The 16,688-nt window shown below is 60.5% G+C and carries 17 protein-coding genes; 1 reads left to right on the top strand and 16 read right to left on the bottom strand.

Annotated features, from left to right (window positions below):
* Positions 1-86: 86 nt before the first annotated feature.
* The 9 genes from VNT00_RS16870 to VNT00_RS16910 all read right to left on the bottom strand — a co-directional run bounded on the left by VNT00_RS16870 (position 87) and on the right by VNT00_RS16910 (position 7,417).
* Entirely contained in the window at positions 87-1,028 is a 942-nt protein-coding gene (locus tag VNT00_RS16870) for a LysR family transcriptional regulator (protein WP_325589598.1), read from the bottom strand.
* Positions 1,029-1,062: 34 nt separating this feature from the next.
* On the bottom strand, positions 1,063-1,716 hold the full coding sequence (locus VNT00_RS16875) for an isochorismatase family protein (RefSeq protein ID WP_325589600.1): 654 nt from the start codon (positions 1,714-1,716) through the stop codon (positions 1,063-1,065).
* Between the two features lie 107 nt (positions 1,717-1,823).
* The gene (locus tag VNT00_RS16880; RefSeq protein ID WP_325589602.1) at positions 1,824-2,648 is read right to left on the bottom strand and encodes an ABC transporter permease; all 825 of its coding nucleotides are present in this window, start codon (positions 2,646-2,648) and stop codon (positions 1,824-1,826) included.
* Entirely contained in the window at positions 2,645-3,442 is a 798-nt protein-coding gene (locus VNT00_RS16885; protein WP_325589604.1) for an ABC transporter permease, read from the bottom strand. The genes VNT00_RS16880 and VNT00_RS16885 overlap by 4 nt, the downstream gene beginning before the upstream one ends.
* Complete coding sequence (locus VNT00_RS16890; RefSeq protein ID WP_325589606.1) at positions 3,439-4,221, bottom strand: ABC transporter ATP-binding protein; 783 nt, start codon at positions 4,219-4,221, stop codon at positions 3,439-3,441. Before VNT00_RS16890 ends, VNT00_RS16885 begins: the two co-directional genes overlap by 4 nt.
* A gap of 60 nt (positions 4,222-4,281) precedes the next feature.
* On the bottom strand, positions 4,282-5,283 hold the full coding sequence (locus VNT00_RS16895; RefSeq protein ID WP_325589608.1) for an ABC transporter substrate-binding protein: 1,002 nt from the start codon (positions 5,281-5,283) through the stop codon (positions 4,282-4,284).
* A 266-nt stretch (positions 5,284-5,549) separates the two neighbouring features.
* Positions 5,550-6,038, bottom strand: a complete 489-nt coding sequence (locus VNT00_RS16900; RefSeq protein WP_325589610.1) for a MarR family winged helix-turn-helix transcriptional regulator — start codon at positions 6,036-6,038, stop codon at positions 5,550-5,552.
* 166 nt (positions 6,039-6,204) lie between these two features.
* Positions 6,205-6,525, bottom strand: a complete 321-nt coding sequence (locus tag VNT00_RS16905) for a cupin domain-containing protein (RefSeq protein ID WP_325589612.1) — start codon at positions 6,523-6,525, stop codon at positions 6,205-6,207.
* A gap of 22 nt (positions 6,526-6,547) precedes the next feature.
* Positions 6,548-7,417 (bottom strand): M90 family metallopeptidase, encoded by an 870-nt coding sequence (locus tag VNT00_RS16910; protein WP_325589613.1) that lies wholly within the window; start codon positions 7,415-7,417, stop codon positions 6,548-6,550.
* A gap of 205 nt (positions 7,418-7,622) precedes the next feature.
* On the opposite strand from VNT00_RS16910, the gene VNT00_RS16915 reads away from it, so the two are divergent.
* Entirely contained in the window at positions 7,623-8,903 is a 1,281-nt protein-coding gene (locus VNT00_RS16915; protein ID WP_325589615.1) for a DUF3300 domain-containing protein, read from the top strand.
* A 112-nt stretch (positions 8,904-9,015) separates the two neighbouring features.
* Here VNT00_RS16915 and VNT00_RS16920 read toward each other — a convergent pair whose 3' ends face one another.
* The 7 genes from VNT00_RS16920 to VNT00_RS16950 all read right to left on the bottom strand — a co-directional run bounded on the left by VNT00_RS16920 (position 9,016) and on the right by VNT00_RS16950 (position 16,629).
* Positions 9,016-10,188, bottom strand: a complete 1,173-nt coding sequence (locus VNT00_RS16920) for an ABC transporter substrate-binding protein (protein WP_325589617.1) — start codon at positions 10,186-10,188, stop codon at positions 9,016-9,018.
* A gap of 150 nt (positions 10,189-10,338) precedes the next feature.
* Positions 10,339-10,983 carry a flavin reductase family protein gene (locus VNT00_RS16925; RefSeq protein ID WP_325589619.1) on the bottom strand — a complete coding sequence of 215 codons (645 nt, stop codon included), beginning with the start codon at positions 10,981-10,983 and terminating at the stop codon, positions 10,339-10,341.
* 29 nt (positions 10,984-11,012) lie between these two features.
* Complete coding sequence (locus VNT00_RS16930) at positions 11,013-11,498, bottom strand: aromatic-ring-hydroxylating dioxygenase subunit beta (RefSeq protein WP_325589621.1); 486 nt, start codon at positions 11,496-11,498, stop codon at positions 11,013-11,015.
* Positions 11,495-12,814: an aromatic ring-hydroxylating oxygenase subunit alpha gene (locus VNT00_RS16935; protein WP_325589623.1), complete on the bottom strand. Its 1,320-nt coding sequence runs from the start codon at positions 12,812-12,814 to the stop codon at positions 11,495-11,497. Before VNT00_RS16935 ends, VNT00_RS16930 begins: the two co-directional genes overlap by 4 nt.
* Before the next feature lie 43 nt (positions 12,815-12,857).
* Positions 12,858-14,732, bottom strand: coding sequence for an ABC transporter ATP-binding protein (locus VNT00_RS16940; RefSeq protein ID WP_325589625.1), 1,875 nt, complete (start codon positions 14,730-14,732; stop codon positions 12,858-12,860).
* On the bottom strand, positions 14,732-15,619 hold the full coding sequence (locus VNT00_RS16945) for an ABC transporter permease (RefSeq protein ID WP_325589627.1): 888 nt from the start codon (positions 15,617-15,619) through the stop codon (positions 14,732-14,734). The genes VNT00_RS16940 and VNT00_RS16945 overlap by 1 nt, the downstream gene beginning before the upstream one ends.
* Positions 15,616-16,629, bottom strand: coding sequence for an ABC transporter permease (locus VNT00_RS16950; RefSeq protein WP_325589629.1), 1,014 nt, complete (start codon positions 16,627-16,629; stop codon positions 15,616-15,618). Before VNT00_RS16950 ends, VNT00_RS16945 begins: the two co-directional genes overlap by 4 nt.
* Positions 16,630-16,688 lie beyond the last annotated feature (59 nt).

A 16,688-nucleotide genomic window follows, 5' to 3' on the forward strand; every position in this document is an offset into this window, starting at 1 on the left:
AGTCTCCAATGCTCATACTTGGCATGCCACATCTGCAGCAGCGAGGCAACATAGGGCGTCAATGGAATAGCGGGCCGAGCGGCGTTCTATGAAATAAGCCTGGCAAGCCCTTTCTGACGTTCGACGATCAAGGCGGCCAACGCCGACAGATAATCCATGACGGCGGGCTCGAATCCCGCGAATACCTCCATGCTCCTGGTGGACCGGACGATGCTCATGGTCTGTGTCACGCAAGGATCCACTATCCTGCGGGCGGTCAGCCTGCCATCGCCGAGTTCGCCGGCAACGGCACCATAAGGCATGACCGAGGCCGCCATGCCACGCAGTACGATCTCGCGGATTCCGGCGATGGATCTCATCTCATAGACAATGTTCAAGGCTCGCCCGCGTTCGTGGGCGAGCCGCTCCATCAGGCATCGGCCAACATCCCGGCGCCCGCCAAACACAAAATTGAAACCCAGAGCCTCGTCGAGAGAAATTGCATCCTGCCCGCATTGCATGCTGGGATGAGTGACAAACAGAACGTCTTCCTGCACCATCGGGGTCAGGCATACGCCAGGCCGCTCGCTCGCGCCATAAGCCAGCGCGACATCGAGCTCACGGTTCTCGACCGCGTCAACCAGAACGAAGCTCGGATCCTCTCTGAGGGAAAACGAAAAACGGGGAAGATTCTTCTTGGCCGAAACGACGGCCTCGGTGCCCACGAGCAGCACCAGACTGGACGGCATGCCAAGCGAAAAAAATCTTTCGGAATGGCCCAGGCTGGAAACATCCTTGATGGTGATGTCGAGCAGCTCGAACAAGGAGCTTATTCTGGAATACAGAAGCTCTCCGGCCGGCGTAACGTCCACCCCGCGCGCATGGCGAGTCAACAGCGCCACGCCCAGGCAGTCTTCCAGCTGCTTTATATTGAGGCTCAAGGCCGGTTGCGCAATGCATAAGGATTCCGCCGCCTGCGTGATGCTGCCCAGCTCGACAGTCTTCACAAAGCACTGAAGCTTTCTTAGCGTCAAATTATGCGAGTTCATAAAGCTCTCGATGGCGGGCAGCGTCCGCGGCGCATCAGGACGGGTAGGCCCGAAGGGTCTTCAGGTAATCCAGCGCTTCAGCCAATGTCACCACATCGCAGTATTTCGCCTGCAGGTCGAACAAGCTCTGTTTGTGCGCGGCTTCCGAGCGGTCGCCGACCGCTTCCGCAACGACGACGGGCCGGAACCCGTTCTGCACCGCATCGACCGCCGTACCGCGCACGCAACCACTGGTAGTGCATCCCGCGATCAGCAGCGTATCGCAGCCATTGGAAACCAGACGGGACAGCAGATCGGTGCCGAAAAAGCACGAGGCGTATTTCTTGACCAGTATCGAATCTCCCGGCAGATGGCGCAGGCGCGGGTCGAGCTCGACCGCGGCAGTGCCGCTGCGCAGCGTGGCGGCGCCCTTCTGCTTCAGCACCCATACGCCGCCATCCTTCAACGAGGCATCATCGTAAGCGGTCGTGGTGAAGAAGATCGGCACGCTCGCCTCCCGGCTGGCATCGATGAGCCGGTTCGTGGCAACGATCTCGTCGTCCATATTCGAACCCAGCGGCATGTCGGGGTTGGTAAATGCCCGGATGATGTCCACAACGATCAAACCCGGGCGAACGCCAAATCCGAGTTTCAATCCGAATCCTCGCTCGCGGAAAAACTCTGTGTCGGCATGAACCATTTCACTCATTTGCTTGCTCCTTGACCAGCAATGCGGAAGCTGAAAACACTCTGCTCGTTGTACAGGACTCCGGCCTGAAGACCGGATTTCTGCGGCCCGGCGCGCTCGGCATGGCCTCAGCGATGGCGCGACACCCGCTGTTCCAGCCACCTCAGGCACAGGCCGGGAATGACAGCAAGAATGATGATGAATATGACTTGGCCGGTGATCCGCGCGAGCCGCGCATTCGCGATGTTGTTCACCAGCTCGTGGCCGAGTCCGCTCGTCGCCGACACCATGCCCGCCAGAATGAGACCGATCATCGTCAGGCCCAAGGCAATCCGCGCACCGCTGACCAGAGCCGGGACAAGCGCCGGAATAATGATCTTCGCAAGTTTTGCGTGCCACGGCAAAGTCAGCGCATCCGCCAGCCTGAGCAGGTTTTTATCCATGTCGACGGTCGCGCCCATAACCAGCAGCGCCATCGGAGGCAGCGCATGAGCAATGGCAAAGATCACTCGAACCTGTTCGCCGATCCCGAAAAAAATAATGAATACCGGATACAGGGTGACGAGCGGCACGCAATAGAACGCGAACATCGGCGTGGCGAAGACCCGCGACCAGAATGAGGACAGGCCCAGGCCAAAGCCGATCAGAGCGCCCGCAATCACCGAAATGGCCCAGCTCAGCAACAACAGCCTGACTGTGGTGAGAATGCTCTGGCGATAGGCTTCGCGCCCCAGATCCAGGATAAGGCCCTGGATCGCCTCCAGGGGGCCGGGAAAGACCACGTTATTCAGGATGGCGGCCGCGATCGCCCAGATCACGACCACGAACGCCGGTAATGCCAGCACCACCAGCACTTCGTTCAGCGCTCGAGCCAGGATCCCGGGCACGGCCGTGCCGGCGCGCTTCACCGCGCCGCAAGCCTCGTCCGATGCCGACAAAGCCATTTTGGTCATAGCGACATCCTTTTGCTTCGTCCACGCAACAACAAGCCGAACAAAGCATTCACGCCCAAGGCAAAAACCAGCACGATGACAATCCCCGCATACATGTCGTTCAACGAGAAATGGTCGTAGGCATAGGAAATGAAATGGCCCAGCCCGTATGTGGAAAGGATGAACTCGCTGGCCATGACGCCGATGATGCAGAACGACAGCGCCAGCCTGAGCCCCACGACAATCTGATTGAGGGTCGATGGAATGAGTATCTTGAAAACATAATCGGTGGTCGAGAGCTGCAGTGCCCGTGCCAGCTTGATGGTGATCCGCGGAATGGAGTCGAGCCCATCGAGCGTGGACGTGATGACCGACACGATGCCCAGCAAGGCGCCCAGCAGAACCACGGGAACCAGGCCGATGCCGGCGACGACCACAAGCAGCGGATACAGCGCGAAAGTCGGTATGGCGTAGTAGATAGAGAGCCATGGATCGAACACTCGCCGCAACAACGGGACGCGCCAGAGGATAAGGCCGATGACGATGCCGCACACGGACGCGAACACGAACGCAAGCAGGATAGCCAGGAGACTGGGGCCCAGATGGTGCAGCCAGAAAGCTTCATCGACAAGCAATTGCCCGGCACGGATCAGAATAAGGCTTAGCGGCGGCAAGGTGAAGGAGTCGATCAGCCCCGTCCTGGGCCCGATCTCGAGCACGGCAAGAATGAGCGCCACGCCAAGAAGCATCCAGGCCCTGGGACCAAGCCCAAGGCGCCGATCAGTGCACGCCGCCGCGACCGATGCGCGTGTCACAGAGCGGCCCCTTGCCTGGCCAGGGCATCTTCAGCCTCGGTGCGGAGCAGGCCCCAGACCTGTTCGGTCAGGCGCGCCGCCTCTTTCAAGCCGAGCACCGATGGATCTCTTTCCGCAGGCAGATCGACCGGCGCATCGAGAATGATGCGGCCAGGCCGCGCGCTCATTACAAGAATGCGGTCGGACAGCAAAACCGCTTCCTGGATGCTGTGCGTGACGAAAATGACGGTTGCCTTGACATGGCGCACCATCTTCAGAAGCTCGAAGCCAAGCACCACGCGGGTTTGCTCGTCCAGCGCCCCAAAGGGCTCGTCCGCCAGGACGAGATCGGGCGCGGTGCTCAGGACACGGGCGATGGCGGTACGCTGGCGCATGCCGCCGGACAACTGATGGGGATAATGCCCGCCGAACTCCGAAAGGCCGACACGGCGCAAAACATCGGCCGCCACCGCCTGCCGCTCGGCCTCCGGAACCTTGCGGGCTTCGAGGGCGAAGGCGGCGTTTTCGAGCACGGTGCGCCACGGCAGCAAAGCGGCTTCCTGGAAGATGATACCGGTTTCCCTGCGAGGCGCGGAAAGAAGCTGCCCGTCGACCAGAACCCTTCCATCGTTGATCCGGTTCAACCCGGCAACGATATCCAGAAGCGTGGACTTTCCACACCCGCTCGGCCCCACGATAGTCGTGAAACTGCCGGGCTCGAAGCGGGTGGTAGTGTTGTCCAGCGCCACCACCTCTCCGTATACCTGACCAACGTCTTGCAATTCAACCAGGACACCCATATATGACTCGCCTCGATTTCAATTAGGACATACGGCCTAAAATAGATAGCGCTGAAGCGTTCAATCGGGAATCTTGCCTTTGTACTTCTCTGGCAAATAAGCATCCGTGAGCAGGCCTTTCCAGTCCACATGCTCGATCTTGTCCGTATAGCGCAGGCCTTCCGCGACACCCGCCAGGGATTTTGGATTGAAGGCCAGCGAAAGCACGTTCAGATCGTTGAACTTCTGAATCAGCTCCTTCCCGATTTGCGGATTCACATTGAGGCTGGCCGCGTACATTTCACCGGCCTCCGAGGGATTGGCCTTCATCCAGTCTATCGCGCTCTGCAGGGCTCGCAGCAAGCCCCGCGCCACCTCTGGATGCTTTTCCGCATAGCGACGGCTGCTCACGATCATCGTCAATTCGTAATACGGCACGAATTCGTTGCCCCGGACGACAACCCTGAGATCCTTCGTGTGCTCTTTTTCCGTAAGGGGCGGAATGAACGTGACGTCGACCGCCCCGCTTTGCAACAGGGCGATCCCCGCTCCGACCCCGCCCGTCGCGACCCGCTTGGTGGTTTCCATGTTGAGGCCGGCATGTTTGGGCACCAGATAGCTCATAGCCTCGGTGACCGACCCTGCGTTCGTGAACCCCCAGGTCTTGCCGTCGAGATCCTTGACGGTCTTGATGGGAGAGTCCTTCATGACCGCCCAGCCGATTTCAAATGGAACCTCCGACGCGCCCGAAATGACCTTGATCGGCGCGCCTTTCATGTAGGCGTTGACCAGGGCGGAAGTGGCCACCTGCCCGAATGGAAGATCCCCCGCAATGACATTATGCAAAGTGGTTCCGCCACCTTCCGCCGGCAGCACTTTGTCGAGCACGATTCCCTCGCGTTCGAAAAAACCCTTGGCTTGCGCCACTTTCCAGGGCATTCCGTTGATATCGTTCGCTTGCGCCACCGATACCGTTATATGCGTCAGTTCCTTGGCGGCGCCCAGAGACGGTGAAACCATTGCAAACGCAATGGTGAGTGCGCCGGCGCCCGCCAACAGAGTTTGCCTCCAGGTCTTGTTCATATCAAAGTCTCCTCCAGCATCGAGTGCCAGGTTTATGGGTCGGTAGAAAACACCACGAGGCTATTCAAACCCCAGCCACGATAATTCTGATATTTATTTTGGAAGCGAGCATGCCTGTGAGATATGCCGCTGATACGCCAGTCTCTGCTTTGTTTTATAACATGCTGGTTAAGCATGTATCCAATATGTTCTGGGCACGCGCAGCCATATATTATCTTTATGGTTGGCCGCGCTCATACCCTCTATGGCTCTATGAGTAAGCGGATTCAATCCTCGTCGGAGCAAACCGCCTGCAATTTTTGCAGAATGTCGTATAGCCGCACGCGATCCTCTTTGTCGAGCGACAACAGCAGACGCGCATGATGCATGCGCGCTAGCGGCATTGCCGCATCCACCAGCTTAGAACCCTTCGCCGTAATGTTGCAGGCCAGCGATCGGTCGCCGCTTTTCATGGACGCGGTGTTGACCAGCCCCTTCTGGGCAAGCTCTTTGACGGTGCGGCTGACCAGGGCTTTATCGGTGGCCGCGACCTCGGCCAATTGTTTCAGCGGTATGGATTTATGATGCGCCACCGTGGACAGCAACCGCCACTGCGGCAGGGTAAGCCCTGCGCCCCGGGCGTAGACGCCGGGAAAGCGCTTCAAGTGCGCGGCAATCCGCACAATGTGCACGGACAGGAAATCTTCGACGGTAAGGTTGGAGCCATCGAGTTCGATGTGCTCCCATGGGCATGGTGTAGAAGTATCGCGCGTCACAGTCAACCTTCCGAATGCTGGAACAGGGGTACACAATAAAACACGGAGCAATCGGAAACCAGGACGAGGCTGTTGCGCCCAATCGTCGTGAAAGAACCGGAACCCTTCCCCTAGTGTACTGTTTGGGAAGCGATTGTATCACCGTCGTGGCGCATGACCGGCGGGTTTACCGGCGATGAACAGCCAGCCAGACCGTGGGTTCCTCGTTCGAGGTAAAGGCCACGCGATGCCTGCATCCCGCGGGCAACCAGCAATGCTCGCCCACCCTCAGCCGCAACAACTCGTCATGGCCAGCCATTTGCAGCGCAGCCTCGCCACGCAGCACGATCACCCATTCGTCCCAGTCCTGCTCGTACCAGAAATCACACGGACTGGCCTGGCCATGCGATACGATGCGCTCGATGCGCAGACCCGGCACATCGAGCAGATCGTCGAAGGATTCCTGAGTACCGTCTAGCGGCAGGGCCTTGAACAGATTCGACAACATGGTTTCTCCTGATGCCGGTAAATCACGGAAAATCGCCGGCGACCCGCAGGCTTTGCCCCGTCAGCCGCTCCAGCGGATCCTGGCGATAATATTGCCGCAACAGCCCGTACCAATCGGGCAACGCCTGCGCCAAAGGCTCGGGATCCACAAAGAAAGCCTCGGAACTGACCGCGAAGAACTCCGCCGTATCCATGGCCGCATAGGGATCCAGAGGGAGGCTGTCGTACCATGGCGCGGCGGCTTCGGACTCGGGATCGATGTGGCGCGGAATGGCGTCTTCGACGGCATCGAGGGCGGTATTGAAATCGTCGAAGGCGGCGTCGAGCACACGCATCCAGATTGCGGGGCGGATATCCGCGTGGTCGTGCAGGCTTGGCATGCCGTCGGCGGCGCCGCCATACAGATCCAGCTTGTGCGCGAACTCGTGGATGACCACGTTCACGGCATGGCGTCCACCCGGCTCGCTGTCTTCCCACGACAGGATTATCGGACCACCCTCCCAGGCCTCGCCCGAAGCCTCGAGCAGGTATTCGTGCACCACTCCGTCTTCGTGAACCTCGCTGCGCGGAATCAAAAAGCCGCCCGGATACACCACGATTTCCACCCAGCCTTCGTACAGCGAGGGATCGAGCTCCATGATGGGCAAGGCCGCCTGGATGGCGACGGCAAGCCGGATGTCGTCGGTTATTTCAAACCCATGCGCACCGCTGAATGTCTTGCTGGCCAGCAGCCACGCGGCGCGTGCGCGCAAGGCTTCGTCCTGCTGCGCCGAAAGGCCCGCCAGAAAAGGCAGGCCGTCAACCGCCCGCCTCCAGGCCCGGGGCGAGATAAGGGAAAGTTCGCGCATTACGCGCCGTCGGCTGGCGCCTTTGCCGGCAAGCCACCTGAACATAGCTGGTGATCCAAGGAAAACAGATAGAGGAATATCCGATGATACCCGCAAGGGTCAACAAGCATTTTGCGCCCGTCCGGCAACAGCCGCTTACAACAGCTACGCAATCTTCCAAAAAATCCTGCGCGGAACGCGTCGGATGGTGCTGGCTGTTCTATAGTGAAATCTATGCGGCAAATGGTGATTCCGCAATTCGGAGAGGTTCATGGCTTATCTGTTTTCACGTCTGGCCTTTGTGCTGATCGGCCTGCTTTTCGCCCTGGGCGCAGTACCTTCCCAGGCCGCCGACGCCTACAGCCCCGAAGAGCTCGAACAACTGGTGGCGCCCATTGCCCTCTACCCCGATCCGCTGCTCTCGCAGGTGCTCATGGCCTCCACCTATCCGCTGGAAATCGTCGAAGCGGCACGTTGGCGGGCCGGCCAGCCGCAAAGCCTGTCGGATCAGCAGTTGTCGGGACTGCTGGCGGACAAACCCTGGGATCCCAGCGTAAAAGCCGTAGCGGCGTTTCCCGACGTGCTGGAGATGATGAACGAGAAAATCAGCTGGACGGGCCAGTTGGGCAATGCCTTTCTCGATCAGCAGGAAGACGTCATGGCAGCGGTGCAGCGCCTGCGCGCCCGCGCCCAGGCGGCCGGCAATCTTCAATCCGGGCCGCAGCAGACCGTCACGGTATCGGGCAGCCCATCGGTCATCGCCATCGCGCCGGCCCAACCTGATACGATCTACGTCCCTATCTACAATCCTGTCGTCATCTACGGCCCGTGGCCGTATCCCGGCTATCTGCCCTATTATTGGCATCCGCCGCGCTATGTTGTCCGGGGCCCGGTCATTACATTCACGACCGCCTTCATCGTGGGCGGTGTGCTCTGGAGCACCTACAACTGGCATCACCGCCGTTTCGACATCAACGTGAACCGCTACAACCGGTTCAACCGCACGCATATCACCGGCCCTGTCTGGCATCGGGAGTTCGAACAACGCCGCGCTGCCGCCTATCGCCACGAGGCCGTTCGGGAGCATTACGGCAATCCGCGCAACGCAGTCCCTCGGGGCCCCATGCCCAATAGACCTGGGCCCGAACATGCAGGGCCGCCGGCCGGCGGCCGTTCCAGCTTCGGGCACACGCCGCCCGGCCAAGGCGTGACCCGCACGCCTCCTCCCGCCGAAGCGCCGCACGGGCAAATCCACACGCGCACTTCGCAACCACCGTCGTCGTCGATGCAGCAACCGCAACGACAGCCGCAACAAACGCAACAGCGGCCGCCTCAACAGCAGCCGCAGGCGCGGCCACAGCAACCACCGCATCACGCGCCGGGCGGGGAAAGACCTGCGAACGTGATCCGCACACACGAATTCCACAACGAAGCGGCCCACACGCGGCCTCCGGCTGAACGCCAGGCCCAGAGGCAGGAACATAGGCAGGAATACCGGCAATCCCACGCGCCGGCCTCCGAACGCCATGAAAGGAATGGCGGCGACAGATAGCGCTGCGCCAGCGCAAAACCCTTGGCACCAAGACGCCAAGGGCCGGCCTGCGCCTGTTTGACGCCCCGCGCGTAACTTGATTTCAGCTACGCGCGGGAAGGCAGGGAAGCGTTCACCCGTTCATCTTGCACAAATGTGAATAGACATCGCCATGGTCCTTGACCAGGGTCTTGATGACTTTGTAGTCGAGCTTGCCGTCGGCGTTGCGCTCGATGTGCGCAAGAGACCAATCTTGAACCGGGTACTGGTTGGGCCCGAAGTGGAAGCTGCCGCGCACACTTTGGAAGTCAGCCTTGCGCAGGGCCGCGCGGAACTGGTCGGGCTTGCCCTTGTAGTCGCCGTCGACGGCTTTCAGGGCCGAACCGATGGCGCGGGCGGTATCGTACGCCGTGGCCGCATAGCTGGAGGGGCGGCGCTTGAAGGTTTTTTCGAAGTCGGCCACGAAGGTCTTGCTGGCCTGGTTGTCGCGGCTGGCGGTCCATAACGTGCTGAGGTAATAGCCATCGGCCGCATCGCCCAGGGCGGCCAGCATGCGGTCGTCCAAAGCAAGGGTCGTTACCATTTTCACGGACTTGTTCAAGCCCGAGTTGGCGAATTGCTTGCCGAAGTTGATGCCCGCCCCGCCCGGCAGGAACTGGAACACGCCGTCGGGATTCAGCGAGCGGATGCGCGCCAGCTCGACGGAATAGTCCGACTGGTCGAGCTTGGTGTAGATTTCGGCCAGAACCTCGCCCTTGAACTCGCGCTTGAAACCGCTTAGCGCATCGCGCCCGGCCTGATAGGCGGACGCCACCAGGACGATCTTCTTGATGCCTACCTCGTTGGCGGCCATGGCGGCGGTATCGCTATGCGAATCGTTCTGGAAGCCCACCGAGAATAGGTTCTTGTCGCACCCCCTGCCGGCGAAATTCGAAGGACCCGCGTTCAGGCTGACATAAAAGCCCCCCTCCTTCACCACAGCTGGCGCAACCGCAATCATTACATTGGAAAAATTGATACCGGTGAACAGGCGTATGCCTTCCTGCAGCATTTTGTCGGCCGACTGCTTGCCCGAGCTGGGCTTCAAGCCGTCGTCCTCGACCACGAGACTGACCGGGACGCCGCCCAGCTTGCCGCCCTCCTGCTGGATAGCCAGGGCAAAGCCGTCGCGCTCGTCCTCGCCGATATAGCCCGCCGGGGTCGACAGCGTCGTGATGAAGCCTATTTTGACGGGCTCCTGCGCATGGGTCGCCACGGCCGATACGGACAAAGCCAGGCCAAGGCCAAGTTTTGCTAATTGATTCATACCGCTGCTCTCCTCAGGGTTGAACTGCCAAAAAAGCTTATTGATTATTGATGTCAGGCGTTGCGCACCATGACCCGCATCGACCCGATGCCCTGGAACTCGGCCACGATGCAGTCTCCTGCATTCTACCCGCCGACGCAAGCAATCGTGCTAGGGATCTATCTGCGGAACAGTGGGGCGCGGGCGCTTGAGGATCTCGCCCAGTGCCGCGTAGAACGGCCCGCCCAGACGGGCAATGGGATCGATGGCGACGCTGTTCACGTGATTCCCGTCGTACACGGCCGGGTCCAGGTGGAACATGACCACCTCGCCGATATACAGCGTATTGGTGCCCGTTCCCAACGGCACAATGTGCGCCAGGCGGCATTCCATCTGCACGGGTGATATCGCCACGCGCGGCACCTTGACCAGGCGGCCGGGCAGCGTGGCAATGCCCAGGTGCTCGGCCTCGCTGGCATGCGAGGGGTACAAGGCGCTGCTGGCGTTCATCAGATCCAGCACGGCGCGCGTTGCCACGTTGACCACGAACTCGCCGGTTTCCCGGATGTTGCGGGCGGTGTCCTTCAGCGCGCCGTCGTCCTGGCCCGCAATATTGACGGCCAGCATGGGCGGTGTATCGCACACGTAGTTATATGAGCTGAACGGCGCCACATTGACGACGCCGTTTTGCCCGAGGGTGGTTATCCAGGCCACCGGCCGGGGCACTACCACGCCGGTAAGCAATTTGTAGGCCATGGATGCCGACAGTTCCGAGGTCGGCAGGGAAGTGAAGTTTTCGTGAATCGCTTGCGTCATCGTTGCACCAAGGCTCCTGGCCTGTCTATTCAGATGAATAATTGTATGCCGGGCAGGAAGCCGTCCATGTTCAACAGCTCGATCTTTTTTTCCACGATGCGCAATTGCCCCTCGGCTTCACGCAGCATATAGTGCGCGCGCGCGCCCAGCACGACCTGGCTTCCCCCCTGATGCTCCAGGTAGACGATATTGCTGGTCAAGCGCGGCAACCCGCCGCCAGCCTCGCCCTCATCGACTTCCGGGCGCTGCACCACATGCATGCTGCGCACCGGAGGCTGCAGGGAATGGGCCTGAGGATGGCCTAACCGCGCAATGCGCAGCTTGAGCAGCATTTTGTCCTCCAGCGCAATGCTGGCCTGCGTGTGGCGGTCGGTTTGTCCTGGCCGGGTGGGAATCCAGTAAACGCCATCGTCCGCGAACAGGTCGTACCATTGCTCGAACTGCCTGTCATCCAGCAAACGGTTCTCGTGATACACGAATTCGACAAGACGGTCGTTCAATTCGGATTTGCTCATGCCTGGGCTCCCATGGGTTGCATCAACAGCGCATGCCAGGCGCGATACTGATTGCGCATGACCAGTTCGTTATTGCCGTCCTCGAAGCGGCAATCGCCCTGCTCCTGCTCGGCCGGGTCGAATTGGCGCTGCAGATTGACCCAGGGATTGCCCGCCGCGGCCAGGCTGGCCTGCTGGCTTTCAAACAAATGCACATCGTCATGGGACACCACGCTCATGGGCGAGAACACCAGCCGGCTATAGGTCAGGCCGCGCTCGAGCATGATGGCTGGCGCTCCCTTGGGCTGAAAGGCCCAGACCTCCAACTGGGTAAGGTTTGCGGCCAGAGGCCTTAGCACCCGCAGTATCTGCGGCGACCCCTTTGTGGCCAGGCTGGGATACAGCACCACGTTCTGCGGCGAGAAGGCGAGAATCTCGCGGGCCCGCTCTTTGCCGTGGGCCTGTTCCAACGACTCCTGATAGCCAGGGACATCGGAATAATCGGTATGAATGCTGAACTTGGTGCCGAGAATGCTGTGCCCATTGGGCAGGGTTCTGGCGCCCATCTTGGTATAGAAATCGTAGCCGGAACCAAAGGGCAGCAATTGCTCCAGAGCCGTGGGATTGATTTCCAGGAATTCCTCGCCCACCTGCTGGGCCGTGGCCGACGCGGATTCATGCGTGGAAATGGGGTGAACCGTATCGTTGATGTTTTCCAGATACATCTTCCAGTTGCAACGGATGACGCTGCGGATGCAGCTGCCGGCGATCTGCAGTTCGCCTTCGGGAGAACGGTCGGCCATGTTGTCGAGCGCGCCCAGGGCTTCGCCGAAATACTCCCGGAACGACATGCCCTGCCGGCTGAGGCGCGCAAACACGAAGCCCCGATAGGTTTCCACGCCCCCGGGCACCGACAGCCCCTCGGCGGCGGCGCTGGCTTCGAATCCGGTGTCCTTGTAGCCCGCCTTGAGCGATACCGCCAGCAAAGCGCCGTCGGTTTTATAGCACCACGCATGATAGGGACAGCGCAGCATGCGCCCGGCATTGCCCTGCGGCCTGGAAACAATGCTGGCGCCCTTGTGGGCGCAGCGGTTGATCAGCACGCGCACGCTGCCGTCGCTGTGCCGGATCATGATGACCGGACTGCCCGCCAGCTCCAGCGTTATATAGTCGCCCGCTTGCGGAACCTGGCTTGCGTGGCCCACGTAAAGCCACGACCGGGCAAAGACCCGCTCTTGTTCCAGTTGAAAGATTTCTTCGCTGATGTAGGCGTCGCGATGGATCTGGCCCTTGGAAACCAGCCCCGCGACGGCTTCGGCGTCGGTACGGTAATGCATGATTTATCTTCCCATATTCATGGATGGAATGGCCTGCGCCTCGCTATGCTTGTTCCAGCTGGGTTTGTGAAACGGCCCCTGCGTTTTCCCTTTCGCTTGCCGGGCGCGGCCATACGGCCGTCACGTCATCGGGCGGCACGGAAGACAGAAGCAGGCGTGTATAAGGATGAGAGGGATTGCTGAATACGGCTTCAGTGTCGCCCTGCTCGACCACTTCGCCCTTGCACATGACCAGCACACGCCGGCACAAATAGCGGACGACGGAAAGATCGTGGGAAATAAGGACCACGGCAACGCCAAGCTCACGATTAAGCTGCAACAGCAAGTTCAAAATCAAGGCCTGAACCGACACGTCCAGACCGGACACGATTTCATCGGCCACCAGCAACTGCGGTTGCGCGCACAGGGCCCGCGCGATGTTCACGCGCTGCTTCTGCCCGCCCGACAATTGCGAAGGAAACCGGCCCATGGCGTCCATGGCCATACCCACCTGGCCCATCAGCTTGGCAGCGATCCGGCCGCGCTCTTCCGAAGAAACATCATCGCGGGTTTCCAGCACCTGGGTAATCAGTTTTTGAACCGTGCGGCGCGGATTCAACGCGGAATCCGGATCCTGGAAAACCATTTGCACGATTTTCCTCATGGTTCGGGCGGCCTCGACGGAAGCCCCCGAACGCGCCACGCCGTTGATATGCACAGTGCCTTGCGACGGTTCCAGCAAGCCCACAATCAGGCGCGCCAATGTGCTTTTGCCGCTGCCGCTTTCCCCGACCACGCCAAGCAACTCACCCGGAGCCACGGAAAGAGACAAAGGCCGAAGTGCATGGAACACGACGCGCTGCCCGCCGGAGCGGCTGTAATAGCTGCGGCTGACGTCCTTGAATTCGATGAGGGGCCGGCCCAGCCCGTTGGAGCTTTCGGGCAACACATGGACTTGCTGTTGCAAGGTGGCCGCGGAAGACCGACAGGCTCCGGCACAAGCGACGAAATGATCGTCGGCGACCTGGACAAGCTCGGGGATGCTATTTTCGCAATCGCCATTGCGCGTCGGACAGCGGCGCGCAAACCGGCAGCCCTTGAGCTCGGCCATGTCTTTGAGACCCGGCATCAGTTCAGCCAAGGACGGCAGCACGAACTGCCGGCCATCGAGGCCCGGCGTAGCGGTTTTCAGGGACCAGGAATACGGATGCCTGGGAGATTCGAGCACGCGCCGCGCGGGGCCGCGCTCGACGACGTCGCCCGCATACAGCACCGCCACCTCGTCGCATACATGCGCAGCCATCCGCAAATCGTGCGTAATGAGTATGACCGCTGTATTGTGCTTGCTTTGCACTTCGCGCAGGATGCGGATGATCTGGGCCTGGGTGATGACATCCAGCGCGGTGGTGGGTTCGTCCGCCACGATCAGTTCGGGATCGCCCGAAAAAGCCATGGCGATGAGAATGCGCTGGCACTGCCCGCCTGAAAGCTGGTGCGCATAACGCCCCAGCATGGATTCGGGCTCGGGCAGGCCGACTTCGGCCAGGCGCGCGATGCTGTAGGACTCCCATTCCTTGCGCGGCAAGCCCAGATACTTGAGGTGCTCGAACATCTGCTGCCTGATGGTGAACACTGGGTTCAACGCGGACAGTGGCTCTTGCGGTATGAAGGCAATGCGCTTGCCCAGGAAGGAACGCGCCTGCCTGCCGGTAAGCGCTTCGCCCTGGAAACGCACCTGGCCCGAGGAGAACCGCAGATTCTCGGGCAGCAAACCCGATATGACCCGCCCCACCATGCTCTTGCCCGCGCCGGACTCCCCGACCAGACCTAGTACCTCACCCTTGCGGACGCCGAACGACACATTGCGCAACAACGCTACGCTGGCGCCGCCCACCTTGACGTCCACGGAAACCTTGTCGAATTCCAATACCGGCTGCATCAGTCGCTCCCACGTTGCTTCAACCGCGGATCCAGCACCACCCGCAAACCGTCGCTGAGCAGATTGAACGCCAGCACGGCAAAGACGATTCCACAGACGGGCGCCAGCAGATTCCAGCTTGCCTGGTAGATCTGGTCGCGGCCGTCGGCCAGCATGACGCCCCACGCCACGACATTGGAAGGCACCGACAAGCCCACGAAACTGAGAATGGCCTCGACCACGATGGCGATGCCCATTTCCAGGCTGAACAATGTGATGATGAGTGGCATGACGCTGGGCAGGACCTCGTGCGTCATGACCCGCCAATGCGAGAACCCCAGCAGGCGCGCGGCATACACGTACTCGCGCTGCCTTGCCACCAGGACCTCGGCGCGCACGACACGGTAGAACCGGGTCCAGTCGACCAGCACGATAGCCAGAATAACATTGGTGATGCCCGTGCCCAACCCCACCATCAGCATCATGGAAAACACCACGGGCGGAAACGCCATCCAGAGCACGACAATGGCGCTGACGAAGCGGTCGAACCAGCCGCCTATGTATCCGGCCAAGATGGCCAGCACCGTGCCCAGCAGCATCGTGCCCGTGGCGGCGACCACGGCAACCAGCAAGGCCACCCGGCTGCCGAAGATAAGCCGCGACAACACACAACGCCCGAGGGCATCGGTTCCCAACGGATATTGCGCCATGCCGCCCGCCGACCAGGCCGGCGGCAGCACAGTCGACATGAGGTCTTGCGCATTGGGGTCGTTGGGGGCAAGCCATGGCGCGAACACCGCCACGAATACGAAGATCAGCACCAGCATGCTGCCCACCAGCACCTTCGGATGCCTGAAGATGCGTGCGAACGCCGCATCGCGAACCAGGTTTATGGCGATTGCAGTCATGAAACTCTAAGCCTTGGATTAAGCACCGCATACAAGCCGTCGACGCAGAAATTGACGAACAGCACCATCAGGCAGAACACCAGCGCCACGCCCTGGATGAGAGGCAGGTCGTAATTCTTGATGGCTTGCACCATAAGATTGCCGATGCCGGGAAACGAAAAGATCACCTCGATCAGCAAGGTGCCGCCAAACAGAAAACCAAACTGCACGCCGATGAGCGTCAGTGTGGGAAGCGCGGCGTTTTTCAGCATGTGCAGCAATAGCACCCGCCATTCCGGCACCCCCCGCAGGCGCGCTACATTGACATACTGCGAGGTCGCGGTGTCGATCAGGCTGGAACGCAACACACGGATGATGATGGGACTGAAGGCCAGTGCCAATGCGAAAGCCGGCAACAGCAAATGCGCAAAGGCATCGAACCATGCCGACCACTGCCCGCTCAGCAGCAGGTCGATAAGAAGAAAGCCCGTTCCGTGAGGTGCGGTAATGCTGGAATCCAGGCGGCCCATGAACGGCAGCACCGGAAACAGGACGCCAAGCAAAAGAATGAGAATGATGCCCCACAGGAACGACGGCACCGAAAGCAGAAACACCAGGAAGAAATCCGCGGCGACTTCACCCCTTTTGCGATCCAGCAAATACAGCACGATGCCGCCGGGAATGGAAATGAGCAGCGCCATGACCAGGCTGACCAGCACGAGTTCCAGCGTGGCCGGCAATGCCACGCCCAGCAGCTCCGACACGGGCTCGCGAAAGAAAATGGATCGGCCCAGGTCGCCGTGCACCGCATGGCCCAGCCACACCATGTACTGATGGGATACCGAGCCATCCATGCCCAGGGCCTTGCGCAGCAGGTCGGCGTCGGCCTGCGTGGCCGACGGCGGCAGCATCATTCCCAGGGGGTCGGAGGGAATCATGCGCAATACGATGAACACCACCATGGAAAGGAACAGCGCGGTGATGACCATGACGCCCAGCTTGCGCCCCAGCAACGAAACAATGGGATTCATGCAGCGCCCGTCCTGATGCAGAGAGTGAGCAGGCGCGGATCGCAAGCCGGCGCATTGCA

The sequence above is a fragment of the Eoetvoesiella sp. genome, assembly GCF_035555955.1.
Taxonomy (GTDB): Bacteria; Pseudomonadota; Gammaproteobacteria; order Burkholderiales; family Burkholderiaceae_B; genus Eoetvoesia.

Excerpts from the sequence above, each read along its gene's own strand:
- VNT00_RS16870 (WP_325589598.1), bottom strand. The coding sequence starts at position 1,028 with ATGAACTCGCATAATTTGACGCTAAGAAAGCTTCAGTGCTTTGTGAAG.
- VNT00_RS16875 (WP_325589600.1), bottom strand. The coding sequence starts at position 1,716 with ATGAGTGAAATGGTTCATGCCGACACAGAGTTTTTCCGCGAGCGAGGA.
- VNT00_RS16880 (WP_325589602.1), bottom strand. The coding sequence starts at position 2,648 with ATGACCAAAATGGCTTTGTCGGCATCGGACGAGGCTTGCGGCGCGGTG.
- VNT00_RS16890 (WP_325589606.1), bottom strand. The coding sequence starts at position 4,221 with ATGGGTGTCCTGGTTGAATTGCAAGACGTTGGTCAGGTATACGGAGAG.
- VNT00_RS16895 (WP_325589608.1), bottom strand. The coding sequence starts at position 5,283 with ATGAACAAGACCTGGAGGCAAACTCTGTTGGCGGGCGCCGGCGCACTC.
- VNT00_RS16905 (WP_325589612.1), bottom strand. The coding sequence starts at position 6,525 with ATGTTGTCGAATCTGTTCAAGGCCCTGCCGCTAGACGGTACTCAGGAA.
- VNT00_RS16910 (WP_325589613.1), bottom strand. The coding sequence starts at position 7,417 with ATGTTCAGGTGGCTTGCCGGCAAAGGCGCCAGCCGACGGCGCGTAATG.
- VNT00_RS16915 (WP_325589615.1), top strand. The coding sequence starts at position 7,623 with ATGGCTTATCTGTTTTCACGTCTGGCCTTTGTGCTGATCGGCCTGCTT.
- VNT00_RS16920 (WP_325589617.1), bottom strand. The coding sequence starts at position 10,188 with ATGAATCAATTAGCAAAACTTGGCCTTGGCCTGGCTTTGTCCGTATCG.
- VNT00_RS16925 (WP_325589619.1), bottom strand. The coding sequence starts at position 10,983 with ATGACGCAAGCGATTCACGAAAACTTCACTTCCCTGCCGACCTCGGAA.
- VNT00_RS16930 (WP_325589621.1), bottom strand. The coding sequence starts at position 11,498 with ATGAGCAAATCCGAATTGAACGACCGTCTTGTCGAATTCGTGTATCAC.
- VNT00_RS16935 (WP_325589623.1), bottom strand. The coding sequence starts at position 12,814 with ATGCATTACCGTACCGACGCCGAAGCCGTCGCGGGGCTGGTTTCCAAG.
- VNT00_RS16940 (WP_325589625.1), bottom strand. The coding sequence starts at position 14,732 with ATGCAGCCGGTATTGGAATTCGACAAGGTTTCCGTGGACGTCAAGGTG.
- VNT00_RS16945 (WP_325589627.1), bottom strand. The coding sequence starts at position 15,619 with ATGACTGCAATCGCCATAAACCTGGTTCGCGATGCGGCGTTCGCACGC.
- VNT00_RS16950 (WP_325589629.1), bottom strand. The coding sequence starts at position 16,629 with ATGAATCCCATTGTTTCGTTGCTGGGGCGCAAGCTGGGCGTCATGGTC.